The sequence below is a fragment of the Kribbella sp. genome (assembly GCF_035655035.1).
Classification (GTDB): Bacteria; Actinomycetota; Actinomycetes; order Propionibacteriales; family Kribbellaceae; genus Kribbella.
Genome location: NZ_DASRVN010000010.1, coordinates 1 through 15920, shown reverse-complemented (window position 1 = coordinate 15920; position 15920 = coordinate 1). Strand labels below are relative to the sequence as shown.

Annotated in this window: 15 protein-coding genes and 1 pseudogene; 11 read left to right on the top strand and 5 right to left on the bottom strand. The window is 69.8% G+C overall.

What is annotated here, in order from left to right:
- Positions 1-332: 332 nt before the first annotated feature.
- From VFF46_RS00520 to VFF46_RS00505, 4 genes are all read right to left on the bottom strand, one after another.
- The gene (locus VFF46_RS00520; protein ID WP_325034950.1) at positions 333-986 is read right to left on the bottom strand and encodes an HAD family hydrolase; all 654 of its coding nucleotides are present in this window, start codon (positions 984-986) and stop codon (positions 333-335) included.
- A 94-nt stretch (positions 987-1080) separates the two neighbouring features.
- On the bottom strand, positions 1081-2115 hold the full coding sequence (locus VFF46_RS00515) for an alpha-hydroxy-acid oxidizing protein (RefSeq protein ID WP_325034949.1): 1035 nt from the start codon (positions 2113-2115) through the stop codon (positions 1081-1083).
- Positions 2003-3706, bottom strand: a complete 1704-nt coding sequence (locus VFF46_RS00510) for a nitrilase-related carbon-nitrogen hydrolase (RefSeq protein WP_325034948.1) — start codon at positions 3704-3706, stop codon at positions 2003-2005. The genes VFF46_RS00515 and VFF46_RS00510 overlap by 113 nt, the downstream gene beginning before the upstream one ends.
- On the bottom strand, positions 3690-4262 hold the full coding sequence (locus VFF46_RS00505; RefSeq protein ID WP_325034947.1) for a TetR/AcrR family transcriptional regulator: 573 nt from the start codon (positions 4260-4262) through the stop codon (positions 3690-3692). The genes VFF46_RS00510 and VFF46_RS00505 overlap by 17 nt, the downstream gene beginning before the upstream one ends.
- A gap of 163 nt (positions 4263-4425) precedes the next feature.
- On the opposite strand from VFF46_RS00505, the gene VFF46_RS00500 reads away from it, so the two are divergent.
- From VFF46_RS00500 to VFF46_RS00470, 7 genes are all read left to right on the top strand, one after another.
- On the top strand, positions 4426-5424 hold the full coding sequence (locus VFF46_RS00500; RefSeq protein WP_325034946.1) for a hypothetical protein: 999 nt from the start codon (positions 4426-4428) through the stop codon (positions 5422-5424).
- Positions 5402-6607, top strand: a complete 1206-nt coding sequence (locus VFF46_RS00495; protein WP_325034945.1) for an MFS transporter — start codon at positions 5402-5404, stop codon at positions 6605-6607. The genes VFF46_RS00500 and VFF46_RS00495 overlap by 23 nt, the downstream gene beginning before the upstream one ends.
- A gap of 35 nt (positions 6608-6642) precedes the next feature.
- A complete protein-coding gene (locus VFF46_RS00490) occupies positions 6643-7890 on the top strand; it encodes a DUF445 domain-containing protein (protein ID WP_325034944.1) in 1248 nt (415 codons plus the stop codon).
- 97 nt (positions 7891-7987) lie between these two features.
- Positions 7988-8638, top strand: a complete 651-nt coding sequence (locus VFF46_RS00485) for a hypothetical protein (RefSeq protein WP_325034943.1) — start codon at positions 7988-7990, stop codon at positions 8636-8638.
- A gap of 1 nt (position 8639) precedes the next feature.
- Positions 8640-10490 (top strand): HAD-IB family phosphatase, encoded by a 1851-nt coding sequence (locus VFF46_RS00480; protein ID WP_325034942.1) that lies wholly within the window; start codon positions 8640-8642, stop codon positions 10488-10490.
- A 93-nt stretch (positions 10491-10583) separates the two neighbouring features.
- Positions 10584-11096 (top strand): SigE family RNA polymerase sigma factor, encoded by a 513-nt coding sequence (locus VFF46_RS00475; protein WP_325034941.1) that lies wholly within the window; start codon positions 10584-10586, stop codon positions 11094-11096.
- Complete coding sequence (locus VFF46_RS00470; RefSeq protein ID WP_325034940.1) at positions 11093-12481, top strand: hypothetical protein; 1389 nt, start codon at positions 11093-11095, stop codon at positions 12479-12481. Before VFF46_RS00475 ends, VFF46_RS00470 begins: the two co-directional genes overlap by 4 nt.
- On the opposite strand, the gene VFF46_RS00465 is transcribed toward VFF46_RS00470, so the two are convergent.
- A complete protein-coding gene (locus VFF46_RS00465; RefSeq protein WP_325034939.1) occupies positions 12478-13230 on the bottom strand; it encodes a sugar phosphate isomerase/epimerase family protein in 753 nt (250 codons plus the stop codon). The genes VFF46_RS00470 and VFF46_RS00465 overlap by 4 nt on opposite strands.
- Before the next feature lie 109 nt (positions 13231-13339).
- On the opposite strand from VFF46_RS00465, the gene rarD reads away from it, so the two are divergent.
- The 4 genes and pseudogenes from rarD to VFF46_RS00450 form a co-directional block, all read left to right on the top strand.
- Positions 13340-14257: an EamA family transporter RarD gene (gene rarD / locus VFF46_RS00460; RefSeq protein WP_325034938.1), complete on the top strand. Its 918-nt coding sequence runs from the start codon at positions 13340-13342 to the stop codon at positions 14255-14257.
- Positions 14258-14411: 154 nt separating this feature from the next.
- On the top strand, positions 14412-14552 hold the full coding sequence (locus VFF46_RS00455) for a hypothetical protein (protein WP_325034937.1): 141 nt from the start codon (positions 14412-14414) through the stop codon (positions 14550-14552).
- A gap of 1 nt (position 14553) precedes the next feature.
- Positions 14554-14622, top strand: a pseudogene (locus tag VFF46_RS40540) (hypothetical protein); the annotation flags it as partial.
- A partial coding sequence (locus tag VFF46_RS00450) for a PhoX family protein (protein WP_325034936.1) occupies positions 14623-15920 on the top strand: 1298 nt, incomplete at its 3' end.

Sequence of the window (15920 nt, the reverse complement as noted above, 5' to 3'; positions counted from 1 at the left end):
TGTCCCGGCTGACCGACTCCGGCGTACTGCACCGGGCGCCGGTGGGCGTGTTCCGCAACGTCGAACGGCCCGCGTACGACGACCTGGTCCGCCAGCAGGTCACCACCGCCCAGGAATCCCAAGGCCTCGGCGACCTACAGGCCCTGGTCACCGGCGCGGACACCTGGACAATCAACTGACGGTTCACCGGCCGGGGGTAGCGTCGTACACCCGGCCGGTGACCCCGCCGGCGTCCTGGAGTTCTCCGGGAAGCTGAAGGCCCAGGTCGGGTCGCAGTCGCAGGAGCAGACCGGCCGCGAGCGCGACCCGCACGCGCTGGCCGCCCGCGGGTACTAGATCAGTTTCAGCAGTGTGTCCCCGGCCGTGCGGTCCAGGTGCCGCGCGGCCAGGCCGGCCTTCCGCGCCGCGAGCACGTCCAGCTCCAGGTTGTCGCCGATCATCAGCGCGTCCTCGGGCTCCACGTCCAGCGCTTCACAGACACGTTGGTAGGCCAACGGGTCGGGCTTGCTGACTCCGAGTGATTCCGATGTGCACACCACCTCCACGAGGTGGGCGAGCCCGATCGCCTCGAGCTTCGCGTTCTGTTGGCCGGTACTCCCGTTGGTCAGCACGCCCACCCGCCACCCGTTGCCCCGGGCAACTTCCAGCGCCGGCCGCGCATCCGGGTACGCCACCCAACTGCCCCTGTAGAGCCTGAGATACCCGTCGAACACCTCGTCCAGTCCGGCGTCCGTCCCCGGCACCGCGTGCCCGAGCAACGGCAGGAACTGCCGCATCCGCTCCCGCCGCTGCCCCTGATGAGTGAGCTCCCCCGCCAGCCACGCCGGATACACCCGCTCCTCGATCGCGAACCACTCCGCAACCATCTCATCCGTCGCCAAGCCCCCAAGCCCAGCCACCCACCCCCGAAGCGCCCGCTCCGCCGACCCACTGTGATCGAACAACGTATTGTCCAGATCGAAAACAACAGCCTTCACAGCCGTCATCCTCCCCCGGCGTACCGAAGAACGGGCAGTGGTGTGTCGATCACCACGTCGAGGACCCTCACCCCGCCTGCCAACCGCGCCGGACCACCCACCACTACCCGTTCTTCGGTACAGCTACCACCGAGTCGCGGTTGAGTTCGCGGTGGTTGGCGTAGCCGGAGAGGGCCAGGGTCAGGTCGAGTTCGGCGAGGAAGCAGCGGAGGACGTGGTCGACGCCCGACTGGCCGGCGAGGGCGAGGCCGTAGAGGAGGGGGCGGCCGAGGAGGATGGCCTTGGCGCCGAGGGCCAGGGCCTTGGCGGCGTCGGCGCCGGTGCGGACGCCGGAGTCGAACAGGATCGTGAGCTGTTCGCCGACCGCGTCCGCGATCGCCGGGAGGGCGTCCAGGGCGGCGACCGCGCCGTCGACCTGGCGGCCGCCGTGGTTCGAGACCACGATGCCGTCGACGCCGTGCTCGGCGGCGAGCTTCGCGTCCTCGACGTGGGTGATGCCCTTCAGCACGATCGGGCCGTCCCAGTTGTCGCGCAGGAACGACAGGTCGTCCCAGGCCAGCCCGACGTTCGGGAACAGCTGCGCCCAGAGCATCACCGCCGCGCCCGGATCCTCGGCGATCGGCTTCGCCAGCTTCGCCTGGAACGCCGGGTCGCTGAAGTAGTTCGCCAGCCCCTCCCCCTTCAGGAACGGCAGGAACCCGCGATCCAGATCGGCGGGCCGCCAGCCGATCGTCCCGGTGTCGAGCGTGACCACGAGTACGCCGTACCCGGCGGCCTTCGCGCGCCGCAGGAAGCTCAGGCAGACGTCACGATCGGTCGGGTAGTACAGCTGGAACCACTTGTTCGCCGCCTCGATCTGCTCGATCGCGTGGCTGGCCTGGGTCGAGTGCGTATACGTCAGACCGAGAGCGTCCGCGGCCCGGGAGGTCGCGAGTTCGCCGTCCGGGTGCGCGAGCGTCTGTACGCCGATCGGCGCGACCAGCACCGGCGCCGGCATCGACGTACCGAGGATCGTGCAGGACAGGTCACGGTCCGTGCTGCCGCGGAGCATCCGCGGTGCCAGGCGCCAGCGGTCGAACGCGGCCTGGTTCGCGCGGGCGGTCGCGCCGCTGCCCGCGCTCGGCACGATGTACCCCATCGCCTCGACCGGCAGCTTCCCGGCCGCCTGCGACTCCAGCCGGGCCAGGTCCGTGGTGATCTGTGGCGTCGTCCCCTGCAACATCCCCTGCAGGTAGATCTGCAACTGGTAGTCCCCGAAGTTGGCCATGCCGGATGCTCCCACGCCCACCACGCCGGCTCAACAGCACCACTCCGCCCAGCGCGGCCAGCCCGCACAGCCAGGCGAACCAGTCGCCCCAGGCGGTGTAGACGGTACGGTCGATGCCCGGCCGGAGCTCGCCGATCAGGGTCGCGGGAGCGTCCGCCGGGGCGGTCGTCTCGGCGACCACGCGGCCGCTCGCGTCCGTCAGGGTGAGGCGGCCCTTGCTGCCGTCGCGGGCGATCGGGATGCCGTTCTCGATACCGCGCAGGATCGCCATCCGGCTGTGCAGCCAGCCGTCGTCGACGAAGTCGAGCGCGGGGACGAGCAGCAGGCCGGTGCCGAGCTTGCCGTACTGGCGGGCCAGCGCCGGGAAGTCCAGGTCCTTGCAGATCATCAGCCCCCAGCCTTCGTACGTCGCCAGGTGGTCGCCCGGCGTGTACGGCTCGAGGCCGGGGATCAGGTGGTGCTTGTCGTACGACGTCGGCGTACTGCCGTCCGGGTGGAAGATCAGCGCGCGGTTGTGGTCGCCGTCGCCGAGCACCGTCAGCCCGGCGACGAGCTCGATGTTGTTGCTGGTGGCAAGTCTTTGGAGTTGCCGGTCGAGCTTGGGCAGGTCGGTGGTGCGGACGTCGATCGTCTTCTCCGGGAGCAGGACGATGTGGGCGCCGGCCTTTGCTGCGTTGACGATCAGCGGTTGGTAGCGCTCCAGGATCGCCGGTCCGCCCGCGTCCGGCCAGCGCGCGTCGTCGGCGCCTTCGGCGGAGAGTACGGCGATCTTCACGGGCTGGGCGTTGTCGATGCCGCCGAGCCGCGCGACACCGTACAGGCAGGTGCCTGCGGCAACTACACCCAGTGTGACCAGCAGTGCGACGCGTCGGGTCGCGATCACCGCCGCCGGAAACAGCAGCAGGAAGCTCAGGCCCCAGGGTCCCGTGAACGAGACGATCTGGTTGACCGGGGCAACTTCTACTTGTGTGTACGCCAGGCTGGTGAAGGCGCCGTGCGGCGAGACTGTCGCGATCAGGTAGTCGAGCGCCGCCCACAACGCCGGCGCCGCAACCGCTGCCGCAACCGGATGTCCGCGCACCAACAACGCTCGAAAGAACAGCACGGTCCCGGCGAACACCAGCGCCAGCCCGGCCAAGAATCCCAGGGCCACGGGCGGAAGCTCGAGATCCTTGAGGAGATACCGCGCAAGGTTGGTCAGCCCCGCGAGCCACCCCACAAATGCTGCTAAGCCGGCCACCCGCGCTCGCAGGAGAGGCGCCACGAGAAACACCGGCATGGCCGCAAACCACGTCAGAGCAGGCACCGCATGCAGCCCCGATCCGAAGAACAACAGCACACCGGTCGCGAGGGCGGCCGCTCCCCCTAGCCCCCACGCCCGACCACCCACCACCGGCGCCCGCCCCGCCGGCCACCCCCACCAACCTGCTCCCGGGCTCGGACGCTTACTTGCGGAGTTCATCGATCATCCTTTCGCCCAGGCGGAGGCAGAGGGTGCGGAAAGCGTTGTCGGGCATGCCGATGCGGGCGCCGTGGTGGAGCTGGATCAGGCCGTGCAGCAGGGCGGCGAACATCAGGCTGGTCTCCCAGACGTCCTGCTCGCGGAACAGTTCCTGCTCGACCCCGGCGCCGACCGCGTCCGCGACCAGGTTGAACGTCGGCGACCGCCGCGCCCGGAAATCCTCCGGAAACTGCCGCGCCTGGTCGCGCCGCTCGGTGAACAGGTAGTCGTACAGCCGCGGCTGCTCGAGCGCGAAGTCGACGTGGTCGACCAGCATCTCCCGCAACCGCTCGTCCGCCGGCACCGGCCGGTCCGCCGACTCCCAGCGCCGTACCAGCTCCGCGAACGCCGCGTCCGCCACCGAGTTCAGCAACGCCTCCCGGTCCGGGAAGTACTGGTAGATCGCCATCGGCGTGATGCCGACCGCGGCCGCCACCTTCCGCATCGTCACCCCGGCCGCGCCGTGCTCGGTCAGCAGGTACGTCGCCGCCGCGGTGATCCGCTCCTTCGTACTCATGAAAACAATTAAAACGCATTCCCTATACGCCGTATAGGAAATTCAACCCTGATCGAACCCTGACTCCATGACATCCGTCAGCCCCGAACCCGGACGTCCGTCAGCCCACGATCGGGACGGATCGCATCCGCATCACCGCCCCGCCGCGACCAGGCTGATGACCATGACGAACACGAACGTGGCGACCGCTCCCCGACGCAGCGGCGTGAAGCGCGCACTGCCGGCCATCGGCCTGTTCTTCCTGTCCCCGATGGTCGCCGAGTTCCTGCTCGGGAACATCCCGATCAGCGCGCTGTTCGCGCTGTTCACCCTGGCCCCGCTGTACGGCGGCGGCGCCGTCCTGATCCGCGAGGTGGCCCGCCGCCGCGGCTGGGGCTACCCGAGCATCCTGATCCTCGCGCTCGCGTACGGCGTGATCGAGGAGGGCATCACCACGCAGTCGCTGTTCAACCCGAACTACGCCGGCCTCCGGCTGCTCGACCCCGGCCACATCTCGTTCCTCGGCATGGGCGCCCCGTGGACCGTGATGGTCCTCGGCCTGCACACCCTGTGGAGCATCACGGTCCCGATCGTCGTGATGGAGTCGCTGTCCCGCCGCCCGCGCGAACCGTGGCTCGGCAGGATCGGCCTCAGCGTGTACGCCGTACTCTTCGCCGTCGGCGTCGTCGCGACCACCGCGTTCGGCTACACCAGGGACCCGTTCCGCGCCTCGGCCGGGCAGAACATCGGTGTCGCGGTCGCGGTCGTCGTGCTGGTTGCCCTCGCCGTGTGGGTCGGGCGCCGCGCACCCCGCCGTACCGCTGGAAATGTTCCGTCGCCGTGGATCGTCGGTGGGGTGGCGCTGGTCGTCAGCAGCGGCTGGATGGTTGTCAACGACGTCGTCACGAACGGCTGGCTGTGCGCGGCGAGCTCGCTGCTGATCGACGTACTCGCGGTGCTGCTGTTCGTCACCTGGTCGCGGCGGACGAGCTGGACCCGAATTCACACGCTTTCCGCGGCTGGCGGCGCGATGCTCACGTACGCGTGGCACGCGTTCCCGGAGAAGCCGGTCTTCGGCGCCTCGACGACCGTCGACCTGATCGGCAACGCGGTGTTCGCCCTGCTCGCGGTGGTCCTGCTGATCTCTGCGACAATCAGGTGTGAAAAGTTCGTTCGCTCCTGACAGCCGTACTGCGCGGCACGTCACGCTCGCGTTGTTCGCGCTGGCGACCGGTGGTTTCGCGATCGGGACCACCGAGTTCGTCACGATGGGGCTGCTCCCGCAGATCGCAGACGGGCTACGGATCTCGATCCCGACCGCCGGCCATGTCGTCTCGGCGTACGCGCTGGGGGTCGTGGTCGGCGCTCCGGTGATCGCGGCCCTCGGCGCGCGGACCGGCAGAAAACGGTTGATGCTTGGGTTGATGGCGGTTTTCGTGGTCGGCAACGTGCTGTCGGCCGTTGCCTCGAGCTACGAGTTCCTGCTGGCGGCGCGGTTCCTGTCCGGGCTGCCGCACGGCGCGTTCTTCGGGATCGGGGCCGTGGTCGGCGCGTCGATGGTCGCCCCGGAGCGGCGGGCGCGGGCGGTGTCGATGACGATGGTCGGTCTCCCGGTCGCGAACATCGTCGGCGTACCGGTGACCACGCTGCTCGGCCAGCGGTACGGGTGGCAGGTGCCGTTCCTCGCGGTCGGCGTACTCGGGCTGCTGACGCTGGTCGCGGTCTGGTTCTGGGTGCCGCCGCAGCCGGTCGGGAGCGACGTCAACGTCCGCAGCGAGCTGAGCGCGCTGGCCCGGCCGCAGGTGTGGATGGCGCTGCTGGTCGGGATGGTCGGCTTCGGCGGGATGTTCGCGACGTACTCCTACATCACCCCGACGATGACGGAACTGGCCGGTTTCTCGGAGCCCGCGGTGACGATCGTGCTCGGCGTGTACGGCGTCGGTATGACGGTCGGCACCGTCCTCGGGGGGCGGCTGGCGGACCGGTCGCTGATGGGCAGCGTGTACGGCGGCCTGGTCGCGGTGGCCGTCGTACTGGGAACGTTCGGCTGGCTCGCGCAGACCCGGCCCGGGGCGCTGGTCGCGGTGTTCGCGATGGGCTGCTCGGCGAGCATCCTGGTGCCGGCGCTGCAGACCCGCCTGATGGACGTCGCGCACGAGGGCCAGTCGCTGGCCGCGTCGCTGAACCACTCCACGCTGAACATCGCCAACGCACTCGGCGCCTGGCTCGGCGGCGTCGTACTGGCCGCCGGCTACGGCTACGAATGGCCGAGCCGCCTCGGTGCCGCGCTCGCGGCGGCCGGCCTGCTGCTCGCGCTGGTTTCCGGTCTGATGGAACGTCGAGGGACAAATCAGGTGGTTGCCTGACCTGTTGTTCACCGCGCACTTGGTTGAATCGGGGTATGGCGACCATGACCCTGAGCGCTGCCGACCAGGTACGGCGGAGTGGACTGCGGCGGATGCGGACCGTGGCGTTGTCGCTGCTGGTGCTGGCCGCAGCGATCTACGTCGCGACGCTGCACCGGACCGGCGGCTGGGCGTACCTGAACACGGCGTCCGAGGCGGCGATGGTGGGTGCGCTGGCGGACTGGTTCGCGGTGACCGCGCTGTTCCGGCACCCGCTCGGGCTGCCGATCCCGCACACGGCGATCGTGCCGACCCGCAAGGACAGCCTGGCGGAGAGTCTCGAGCAGTTCGTGACGGAGAACTTCCTGTCCGAGGAAGTCGTCGCGGAGAAGATGCGGACCGCCGAGATCAGCCGCCGGGCCGGCGAATGGCTTGCCGACGGCAACCATGCCGAGCGGATCGTCGCCGAGGGTGCGCGGACGGTCGGCGCGGCGCTGCCGAAGCTCGGTGACGACGACGTGGCGGCGTTCGTCCGCGGGTCGCTGCTGCCGCGGTTCGTGAAGGAGCCGTTGAGCCCGATCGCCGGGCACTTCGTGCAGTCGGTGGTGGAGGACGGGGCGCACCACGCGCTGTTCGACCTGCTGATGGTGGAGGCGTACGACTGGCTGGCCGCCAACCGGGACCTGCTCGCGGACGTGGTCGGGCCGCGGGCGCCGCGGTGGTCACCGCACTGGGTGGACCGGCTGGTGGTGGACCGGATCCACCGCGAGGCGCTGGCCTGGCTCGCCGACGTACGGGACAGCCCGACGCATCCCGCACGGCGGGCGGTCGACCGGCTGCTCGGGCAACTGGCCGACGACCTGCAGCACGATCCGGAGACGATGGAGCGCTTCGAGGCGTGGAAGGCGCGGATGCTCACGCACCCGGACATGGGCAACAGCCTGACCGCGGTCTGGGACGCGATGCGGACCGCGCTGATCGACTCGATCAACGACCCGAACAGCACGCTCCGGATCCGCGGCATCAAGGTCCTGCACGACCTCGGCCACCGCCTCCAGCACGACGAAACCCTCCGTACCAGGGTCGACACCCGCGCCGCCGAGGCCGTCGGCTACGTCGTCCGCACCTACGGCACCGAGATCGTCTCGGTCATCTCCGACACCATCGAACGCTGGGACGGCCGCGAAGCCGCCGCCCGCATCGAACTCCACGTCGGCCGCGACCTCCAGTTCATCCGCATCAACGGCACCGTCGTAGGAGCCCTCGTAGGCCTCCTCATCCACACCGTCAGCCAGCTGATCTAGTGACCGGAGCTGTGCGTTACCGGGTGTTCACCTTGGCGAACCTCGGGGCCTGGATGATGTTGGTACTGGTCACCGACGAGCGGTTGTGGGGTTGAGGATGAAGGGGTTCGCGCGGCCGAATCTGCTGAATGTGTTTGGGCGGATCTGTGCTCTGGCCGATGGGCAGTACGGTTTGCTCGCGATCGGTCAGTTGCGGGGCGAGGTGAGCGAGCAGGTCCTCGCCCAACTGCAGGACGCCGGGGTCGTGGAGCCTGTTATCGACGGTGTGCTCCGGGTGCGCGCCGGTGCGGTGCACCCGCACCAGGCGCTGTACGCGACCTGGCTGCTCGCCGAAGCCGCACCCGCCTGGGAGCGGTCGCTGACCACGCTCGTGGTGTCGCACCAGACGGCGGCCCAGCTGTACGGCGCCGGTACCGCGAGCGGCGCCCGGATCGAGTTCTCCGGAAAATCCAGGAACACGCTTTCGGAAAACGTGACGGTGTATCCGCGGTCCGTCCCGGACGACCAGTGCACCGTGGTCGAAGGCCTCCCGGTCACCGGCCCCGCCCGGACACTCGCCGATCTCGCCGACGGGCACGGCTTCGACCTGTCCGACCTCGGACGGCTGGCCCGCTCGTTCATCAGCCAGGGCTGGACGACCGCGGACCGGCTCGGCCCGGAGCTCACCGAACAGTTCGCCGACCGGGAGCCGGCGTACGACGGTCCCGCCTGGCTCGAGTCCGCGCTCGCCGCGGCCGCGAAGGGCTGACATGTACACGGGACATCTCGACCTGAAGCTGTTCCGCGGCTCGTACCCCAAGTGGGCCCGGCTGATGGCGCGGCTGCACGAGGTCGGCACGCCGAGGTTCACCGCCGACCGCGGGAAGCGTCAGCTCGCCGGGGCGGACTTCCTCAGCCAGCTGAACCACGGCACCGACGCCTACGAGAAGACCGGCTCCGACACCCTCCCCGGGTACGCCGAAGCCTGGTCCGGCGCGCGGGACACCGGCATCGACCCCGTGTACGAGATGGCGCGCACCGCCAACGATCTCGACATCTACAACGGTGCGCTCGGGGAGCTGACCGACGAGCAGTACCTGGACCGGATCCGCGCGGACATCCTCGCGGTGGCGCCGATGCGGCAGAACGCGGTCGACGGTGCCCCCGGGCTCGGTGGGCTGGTCCGGTACACGACCCGGGACATCGAGATCGCCGGCAACGGGCATGCCGTCTTCACGATCGACGTACAGCCGGTCGACGACAGCCGCGGGCCGCTCGGCGTCCGGGCCGACGGGGACCTGTTCTCGATCGAGGTCGACGTCAAGATGCCGACGATGATCCAGCGGTCGAGCGAGTCCGAACGCGCCCGGCGGTCGATCGTCGGCGTCCAGTTCGACGGCCTGGAGCCGATCACGCCGCTGATGCGGCCGGTGGCGGACCTGGCCGCGGACAAGATGGCGGCGCTCGCGCTCCAGCCGGGTATCGGCGACGGGATCGCGGCCCCACGCTTCAAGGACATCGCCGACCTGTACTACATCGCACGGACCTGCCCGGTCGAGGGCGACGCGCTCCGCAAGGCGCTGGCGGAGAACTGGCACTGGAAAGAAGCCGGGCTCGACGGACCGCCGCGTCCGTACCGCTTCTACGGCCAGGCGCCGGCCCCGGTGCACGAGACGGAAATCCTGTGGGAACACGGTTTCCGGCAGTTGCGGGAGCGGATTCCGCAGCTGCGCGAGTACCCCGAGTTCCAGGAGATGGCCGGGACCATCGGCACCTTCCTGGACGGTGCCGCGGATCCGTCGAACGGGAAGTGGGACCCGGTGCGCGGGCAGTGGCAGCAGAACGTGCGCAGCGAGGTCGCCTCCACGATGGACCACGCGCTCGCCCCGGTCCGTACGGCGGAGGGCCCGGCCCGTCAGCCGATGGTGCCGATGCAGAAGCACCTGATCGTCTTCGACGTGGACCAGACGATCAGCAAGTACGACACGCTGCACACGCTGGCCGACCGTGCCGGGCGGCTCGCGGAGGTGGAGGCGTGCCGGCATCCGGACTACGAGACGTCGATCCGGGCGAAGGTCGCCGAGCTGCGCGGGGTGGACGTGGCGGTGGTCCGGGAGGTCGCGGACACGATCGTGCTGAACGAGGGCGTCGAGGAGCTGATCCGTGAGCTGAAGGCGGCCGGGCACGAGGTCGCGATCGCCAGCGGCGGGTTCGACGCGATCGTGGGTCCGCTGGCCGTGCGGCTCGGCGTCGAGCGGTACGCCGCCGGGCATCTCGAGGTCGGGAACGGGGTGCTGTCCGGCGAGGTGAGCAACCTGGTCGACGCCGACGGGAAGGTCGAGTTCATCGAGAAGACAGGCGCCGAGCTCGGGATCCCCCGGGAGCGCCGGATCGCTGTCGGCGACGGCAGCAACGACGTACCGATGCTGCAGAACGTCGGCTTCGGCGCCGGCTACGAACCCGGCCAAGCGGCCGCCGGCGCCGCCCACACGATCATCCACGGCGACATGTCCCAGCTGAAACGAGCCCTGCACCTCCCAGCCCCCGACCGCCCCACCATCACCCCAACCCGCCCAGCCTCCACCACCCGCTTCCCACCCGCCCCGACTCCCACCCGCTGACCCCGCCCGAACTCCTGGTTGTGGTGGTGGGCAACCTTTTGGCGGGGGTAGCTGGTCCTGCTGGATGTGAGTATTGATGCGGGGGTGGCTGCGGTGGCCGTCGGTGAGCGGGCGACTGGGTTCGAGGAGTTCGTCGCGGCACGGTCGCCGGCGTTGGTCCGGACCGCGTATCTGCTGACCCATGATCATGCGCTCGCCGAGGACCTCGTCCAGACGGCGCTTGCGAAGGCGTGGTTCCACTGGGACCGGATTCGCGAGGACAATCCCGAGCCGTACGTCCGGCGGATCCTGGTCACGACGTACTCCTCCTGGTGGCGGCGGCGCTGGAACGGTGAGATCCCGACGGACGAGCTCCCGGACACCGCCAGAGCCGCTCCGGCGCCGCACGGCTCCGGGGAGGACGGCCTGGACCTGTGGGACGCGATCGGCCGGCTCCCCCGGCGGCAACGCGCGGTCGTCGTACTGCGCTTCTACGAGGACCTCACCGAGGCCGAGACCGCACGCCAGATGGGCAGCAGCGTCGGCACCGTCAAGAGCCAGACCGCCAAGGCGCTCGCGAAACTCCGCCTCGACCCGGCGCTGGCAGACCTGGAGACCCTGCGATGAACCTTCAAGACCTCCGCGACGAACTCCACGCCCGCGCCGCCGACTCCGACCGCGAGCAGTCCGACCTGCTGCCCGGCGTACAGCAGAAGATCCGCCGTACCAGGAAGCGCCGGGTCGTCGCCACCGCCGGTGCGGCCGCCGCCGCTATCGCGCTCGCGATCACGGTCGTCCCGGGCGTGCTCACGAACTCGGAGCCCGACCCCGCCCGGACACCGTCGTACACGCAGAACGGCTTCACGCTGCCGGGCCTGAGCGACGGGCAGCCACTGCTCAAGGGCTGGACCGGGAAGACCGGCGAGAGCCACGTCGAGTTCACCTGGACACCGACGTCGAAGGCCGTCAAGTTCATTGCCTACTGCAAGCAGAACGGCGAGCAGACGGTGTGGATCCGCGTGAACGGCTTCAACGTCGCGAAGAACTTCTGCAGCGAAGACGGCCACCCGAACAACTACAGCCTGCGCGCCGACACCGCGCTGTGGGCAGATGCACCGATCGGCAGACCGGCCAAGGTGACGATGGACCTGCTCGACCTCGACGGCCGGCCGGTGCCGGACGCGAAGCAGCAACTGGGCGTCGGGATCTACGCCGACCTCTCCGGCGGGATCGGCCCCAAGAACGGACCGGCGCAACCGGGCGACTACACGCGGAACGGGCTGCGATTCCGGCAGCAGGTCGACTGGCAGACCCGGCTGGGCGCGGTGATCGGCGACCGCGGCCGGAACCAGGTCGCGACCAGCTTCGTCCCGAGGAGCCGCTCGGTCGTGGTCCAGGTGATCGGCACGCAGGACGACTATGCGCAGTCGTGGCAGGCCCTCCGCCCGGAGTACCGCGTGCAGGTGCGGCTCGGCGACGGGACCGTCGTGAACTGCTACGCGTCATCCGGCGACCAGGCCCAGCAGGACAGCGCCGAGCATCTGCAGCTGACCGCACCGCCCGGTCGCCTGACCGCGGTGACCGCGCGACTGGTCGACAAGGACGGCCGCACGGTACCGATGCCGCCCAAGGCGCGGATCGGGGTCGCGGTGTACGACGCGGGCCCGCAGATCACGCAGTACGGCGTCGACTTCGACCGCGTGAAGGAGTCCGACGGCGTCAAGTACCGGTTCGTCCGCTCGGTGGTGGTTCCCGCGGCCGCCGGGAGGGTCCAGCTGACCACCCCGGTCGGTACGCCGTTCCTGTGGACCTTCGGCAGCGTCGACGTCGGGCCGACGGTCTGGACCCGCTGGGACGGCCTGACCGCACACCAGGACGGTCCGCGGTCCGGCGCCTTCCACTGGATGACCGAGTCCGCCCAGACCGAACCGAAGACCGTCGACTTCTACATCAACGCCGGCAAACCGACGGGCGGCAAGCTGGTCATCGGGCTCTACGAGCCACTGCGCTAGACCCAGCTGTGCAGGTCCGCGGCGTCGCGGGTGAACTGTTCCGGTGAGTCGTCGGCGACGAACTCGAGCAGCGCGTTGATCTCCCGGGGCTCCGCGGCCAGGCGGTCCAGGACGGGCCGCCACAGCGACTCGCGGGCCGCGAGCGGCAGCCGGTTGTTGGACGGCCACCAGGAGAACACGTGCACCGTGCTCAGCCAGGGCATCAGCGACTCGAGCTGCCGCAGGCACTCCGCGTCGTCCAGGTCGACCGGCGGCTGCCAGTAGGTCTTGAGGTTCGGCGCGCCGACGTCGAGCAGCAGCGTGATCGTCGAGTCCACCTCGTCGGTGAGCGTGTTCCGGTGGAACTCCATCGCGATCTCGATCCCGGACCCGGCGGCCATGTCGGCGAGCTCCCCGAGTCCGCGGGTCACCGCCATCCGGTCGCCGACGCCCGCGTCCGCCGTACCGACGTTGCCGGCCCAGACCCGGATCCGGGGCGCGCCGAGCGCCTCGGCGGTGGCCACCGCGGACCGCATCTCCTCGCGGTCCACGTTGCCCGCCCGCAGGTACGAGCCGTACGCCGCCACCTGCAGCCCGTGCACCTCGGTGAGGTTCCGGACCCGCTTGGCGTTCACCAGATTGCCGAGCGGGACATGGATGTCACCGCCCCATTCGATGGCCGAGAGCCCGGACCGCGCCGCCACCTCGACCACCTGGTCGACGGCCAACTGGCGGAACGTCACCGAGACCAGACCGGTCCTCACACCCACGCGTGCCTCCTCGTCTGTACCCCTCTATCCAACCGCATCGGGCCAGGGTGTCTCACGTCATGAGCAAAGTAGTTGGATGCGACTGTCGCGCGGGCTTACCCTGAACGCCGTGCCCGAACAGCGAAAAGGCTTCACCTACGGCTTCACCGCGTACCTGATCTGGGGCCTGTTCCCGCTGTACTGGAAGCTCCTCGGCCACTCGGGCGCGATCGAGCTGCTCGCCCATCGGGTGCTGTGGTCGCTGGTCACGATCGTGATCCTGGTCTCGGTACTGCGGAAGTTCGCGGCCGTGAAGGCACTACTCGCGGAGCCGCGCCGGCGCCGGCCGTTGATCGCGGCGGCCTTCCTGATCTCGGCGAACTGGGGCACGTACATCTGGGGCGTCGGCCACGGCCACGTCGTCGAGACCTCGCTCGGGTACTTCATCACCCCGCTGTTCACGGTGCTGCTCGGCGTCTTCGTGCTGAAGGAACGGCTCCGCCCGATGCAGTGGACCGCGCTCGGGATCGCGTTCGTCGCGGTCGCCGGGCTGGCGGTCGAGAACGGCCGCCCGCCGTGGGTGGCGATCATCCTGACCTTCTCGTTCGGGTTCTACGGGCTGGCGAAGAAGCAGGCCGGGGCGGGCGCGATCGAGGGCATGGCGATCGAGTCCGGTACGGTCGCACCGCTCGCGGCCGTGGCGGTCCTGGTCCTCGGCCTCCAGGGCGGCACCACGGTCACGCACCACGGCACGGCGTACCTGATCCTGGTCCTGCTGACCGGCCCGATCACCGCCGTACCGCTGCTGCTCTTCGGCGCCGCCGCGACCCGGGTCTCGATGACCACGCTCGGCCTGCTGAACTACATCGCGCCGATCATGCAGTTCATCTGCGGTCTGGTGATCTTCCACGAACAGATGACCACGATGCGCTGGGCCGGCTTCGGCCTGGTCTGGGTCGCGCTCGCCCTGTTCACCTTCGACAGCATGCACAACCGCCGCCGCACCCTGGCCCTCGAACGCGCCGCGGTCACCGCCTCCGCAGTGTGACGGCCCAACTGCTCTTCGCGGCGCCCGCCACGGGTCCCGGTCGTTCCGTACCTGCGAGTACAAGTGCGCCAACCAGTGCTCGTTCCCGGAGCCGAACACCTCCGGGAACGAGCACATCCAGTCCGTCCTGCGCTCGGCGTTCAGCCGCCGCAAGGTGCTCGCGATCGGGGCCGCCGAGGTCGGCGCCGCCGGCGCCGCGACGCCGGCCGTGAACGCGCCCGCAATCGCCGACCAGACCGGCCGGGGGCAACGGTTCCGGCAACGGCGACTTCCCCGGCTTCGGGCACCGCGGTGAGCTGACCCACGGCGCCGTACAGCCGAACCGCCAGGACGACATCGTCGTACCGCGGGGTTACGAGCAGGCCGTGATCATCGGCTGGGGCGACCCAGTGCTGCCGGGCGCGCCGAAGTTCACCGCGAGCACGAAGTTCGAGGTCACCGGCCCGGCGGCCGCCGACGCCCGGGCCGGGAAGGTTGCCTACGGCACCTTCGGGACCTGCTCCGGCGGGGTCACGCCGTGGGGCACGATCCTGTCCGGCGAGGAGAACTTCAACGGGTACTACGACGTGACCGGCAGCGTCCCGGCCGAGCACGTGAACTCCTACAAGCGGTACGGCGTACCGACGACCGTCACGAAGTCCGCGCGCCAGTGGAGCATCGTCGACCCGCGGTCGACGCCGAAGAAGCGGACCATGCTCGGCCGGCTCAAGCACGAGGGCGCGACCACCACGATCACCGCCGACGGGCGGATCGCGGTGTACCTCGGCGACGACGAGAAGGGCGGGTACATCTACAAGTTCGTCTCGGCGGACAAGTACGACCAGAGCAACCGGCAGGTGAACTCCGGCCTGCTCGGCAAGGGCACGCTGTACGTCGGCAAGTTCACCGGCGATGGCGCCGACGACGGGCTGTACGACGGCACCGGCACCTGGATCCCGCCGACCTCGCACACGAAGTCGTACGTCGAGGGCATGTCCGTCCAGGAGGTGCTGATCAACACCCGGATGGCCGGCGACAAGGTCGGCGCGACCCGGATGGACCGCCCCGAGGACGTCGAGCGGAACCCGGTCAACGGTCGGATCTACGCGGCACTGACGAACAACGACAAGCGCGGCGGCAGCTTCCCGGTCGACGAGGCGAACCCGCTGGCCACCTCGCACACCCGCGCGAAGCTCGGCGCCCCGCTGGTCGAGCAGGCCGGCAACCGGAACGGGTACATCCTCGAGATCGGCGAGGAGGGCGACGACGCCGCCAAGACCGGCTTCTACTGGACGCTGTTCCTGGTCTGCGGTGATCCCGCCGCGCAGGAGACGTACTTCGGCGGCTTCGACAAGTCGAAGGTCAGCCCGATCACCTGCCCGGACAACGTCGCGTTCGACGGCTCCGGCAACCTGTGGATCTCCACCGACGGCAACGTACTCGGCTCGAACGACGGCATCTTCACCGTGCCGGTCACGGGCCCGAACCGCGGCCAGGTGAAGCAGTTCCTGTCCGTCCCGTTCGGCTCCGAAGCCTGCGGGCCGCTGGTCTCCGACGACGACCGGATCGCGTTCGTGGCCGTCCAGCACCCCGGCGAGACCGACGACGCGACCTTCGAGAAGCCCACCTCGGCCTGGCCGCACACCGACAAGTTCGCGCGCCCGGCCATCGCCTGCATCTGGCG

Coding starts and splice junctions, on each gene's coding strand:
- VFF46_RS00520 (WP_325034950.1), bottom strand. CDS start 986: ATGACGGCTGTGAAGGCTGTTGTTTTCGATCTGGACAATACGTTGTTC.
- VFF46_RS00515 (WP_325034949.1), bottom strand. CDS start 2,115: ATGGGGTACATCGTGCCGAGCGCGGGCAGCGGCGCGACCGCCCGCGCG.
- VFF46_RS00510 (WP_325034948.1), bottom strand. CDS start 3,706: ATGAACTCCGCAAGTAAGCGTCCGAGCCCGGGAGCAGGTTGGTGGGGG.
- VFF46_RS00505 (WP_325034947.1), bottom strand. CDS start 4,262: ATGAGTACGAAGGAGCGGATCACCGCGGCGGCGACGTACCTGCTGACC.
- VFF46_RS00500 (WP_325034946.1), top strand. CDS start 4,426: ATGACGAACACGAACGTGGCGACCGCTCCCCGACGCAGCGGCGTGAAG.
- VFF46_RS00490 (WP_325034944.1), top strand. CDS start 6,643: ATGGCGACCATGACCCTGAGCGCTGCCGACCAGGTACGGCGGAGTGGA.
- VFF46_RS00485 (WP_325034943.1), top strand. CDS start 7,988: ATGAAGGGGTTCGCGCGGCCGAATCTGCTGAATGTGTTTGGGCGGATC.
- VFF46_RS00480 (WP_325034942.1), top strand. CDS start 8,640: ATGTACACGGGACATCTCGACCTGAAGCTGTTCCGCGGCTCGTACCCC.
- VFF46_RS00470 (WP_325034940.1), top strand. CDS start 11,093: ATGAACCTTCAAGACCTCCGCGACGAACTCCACGCCCGCGCCGCCGAC.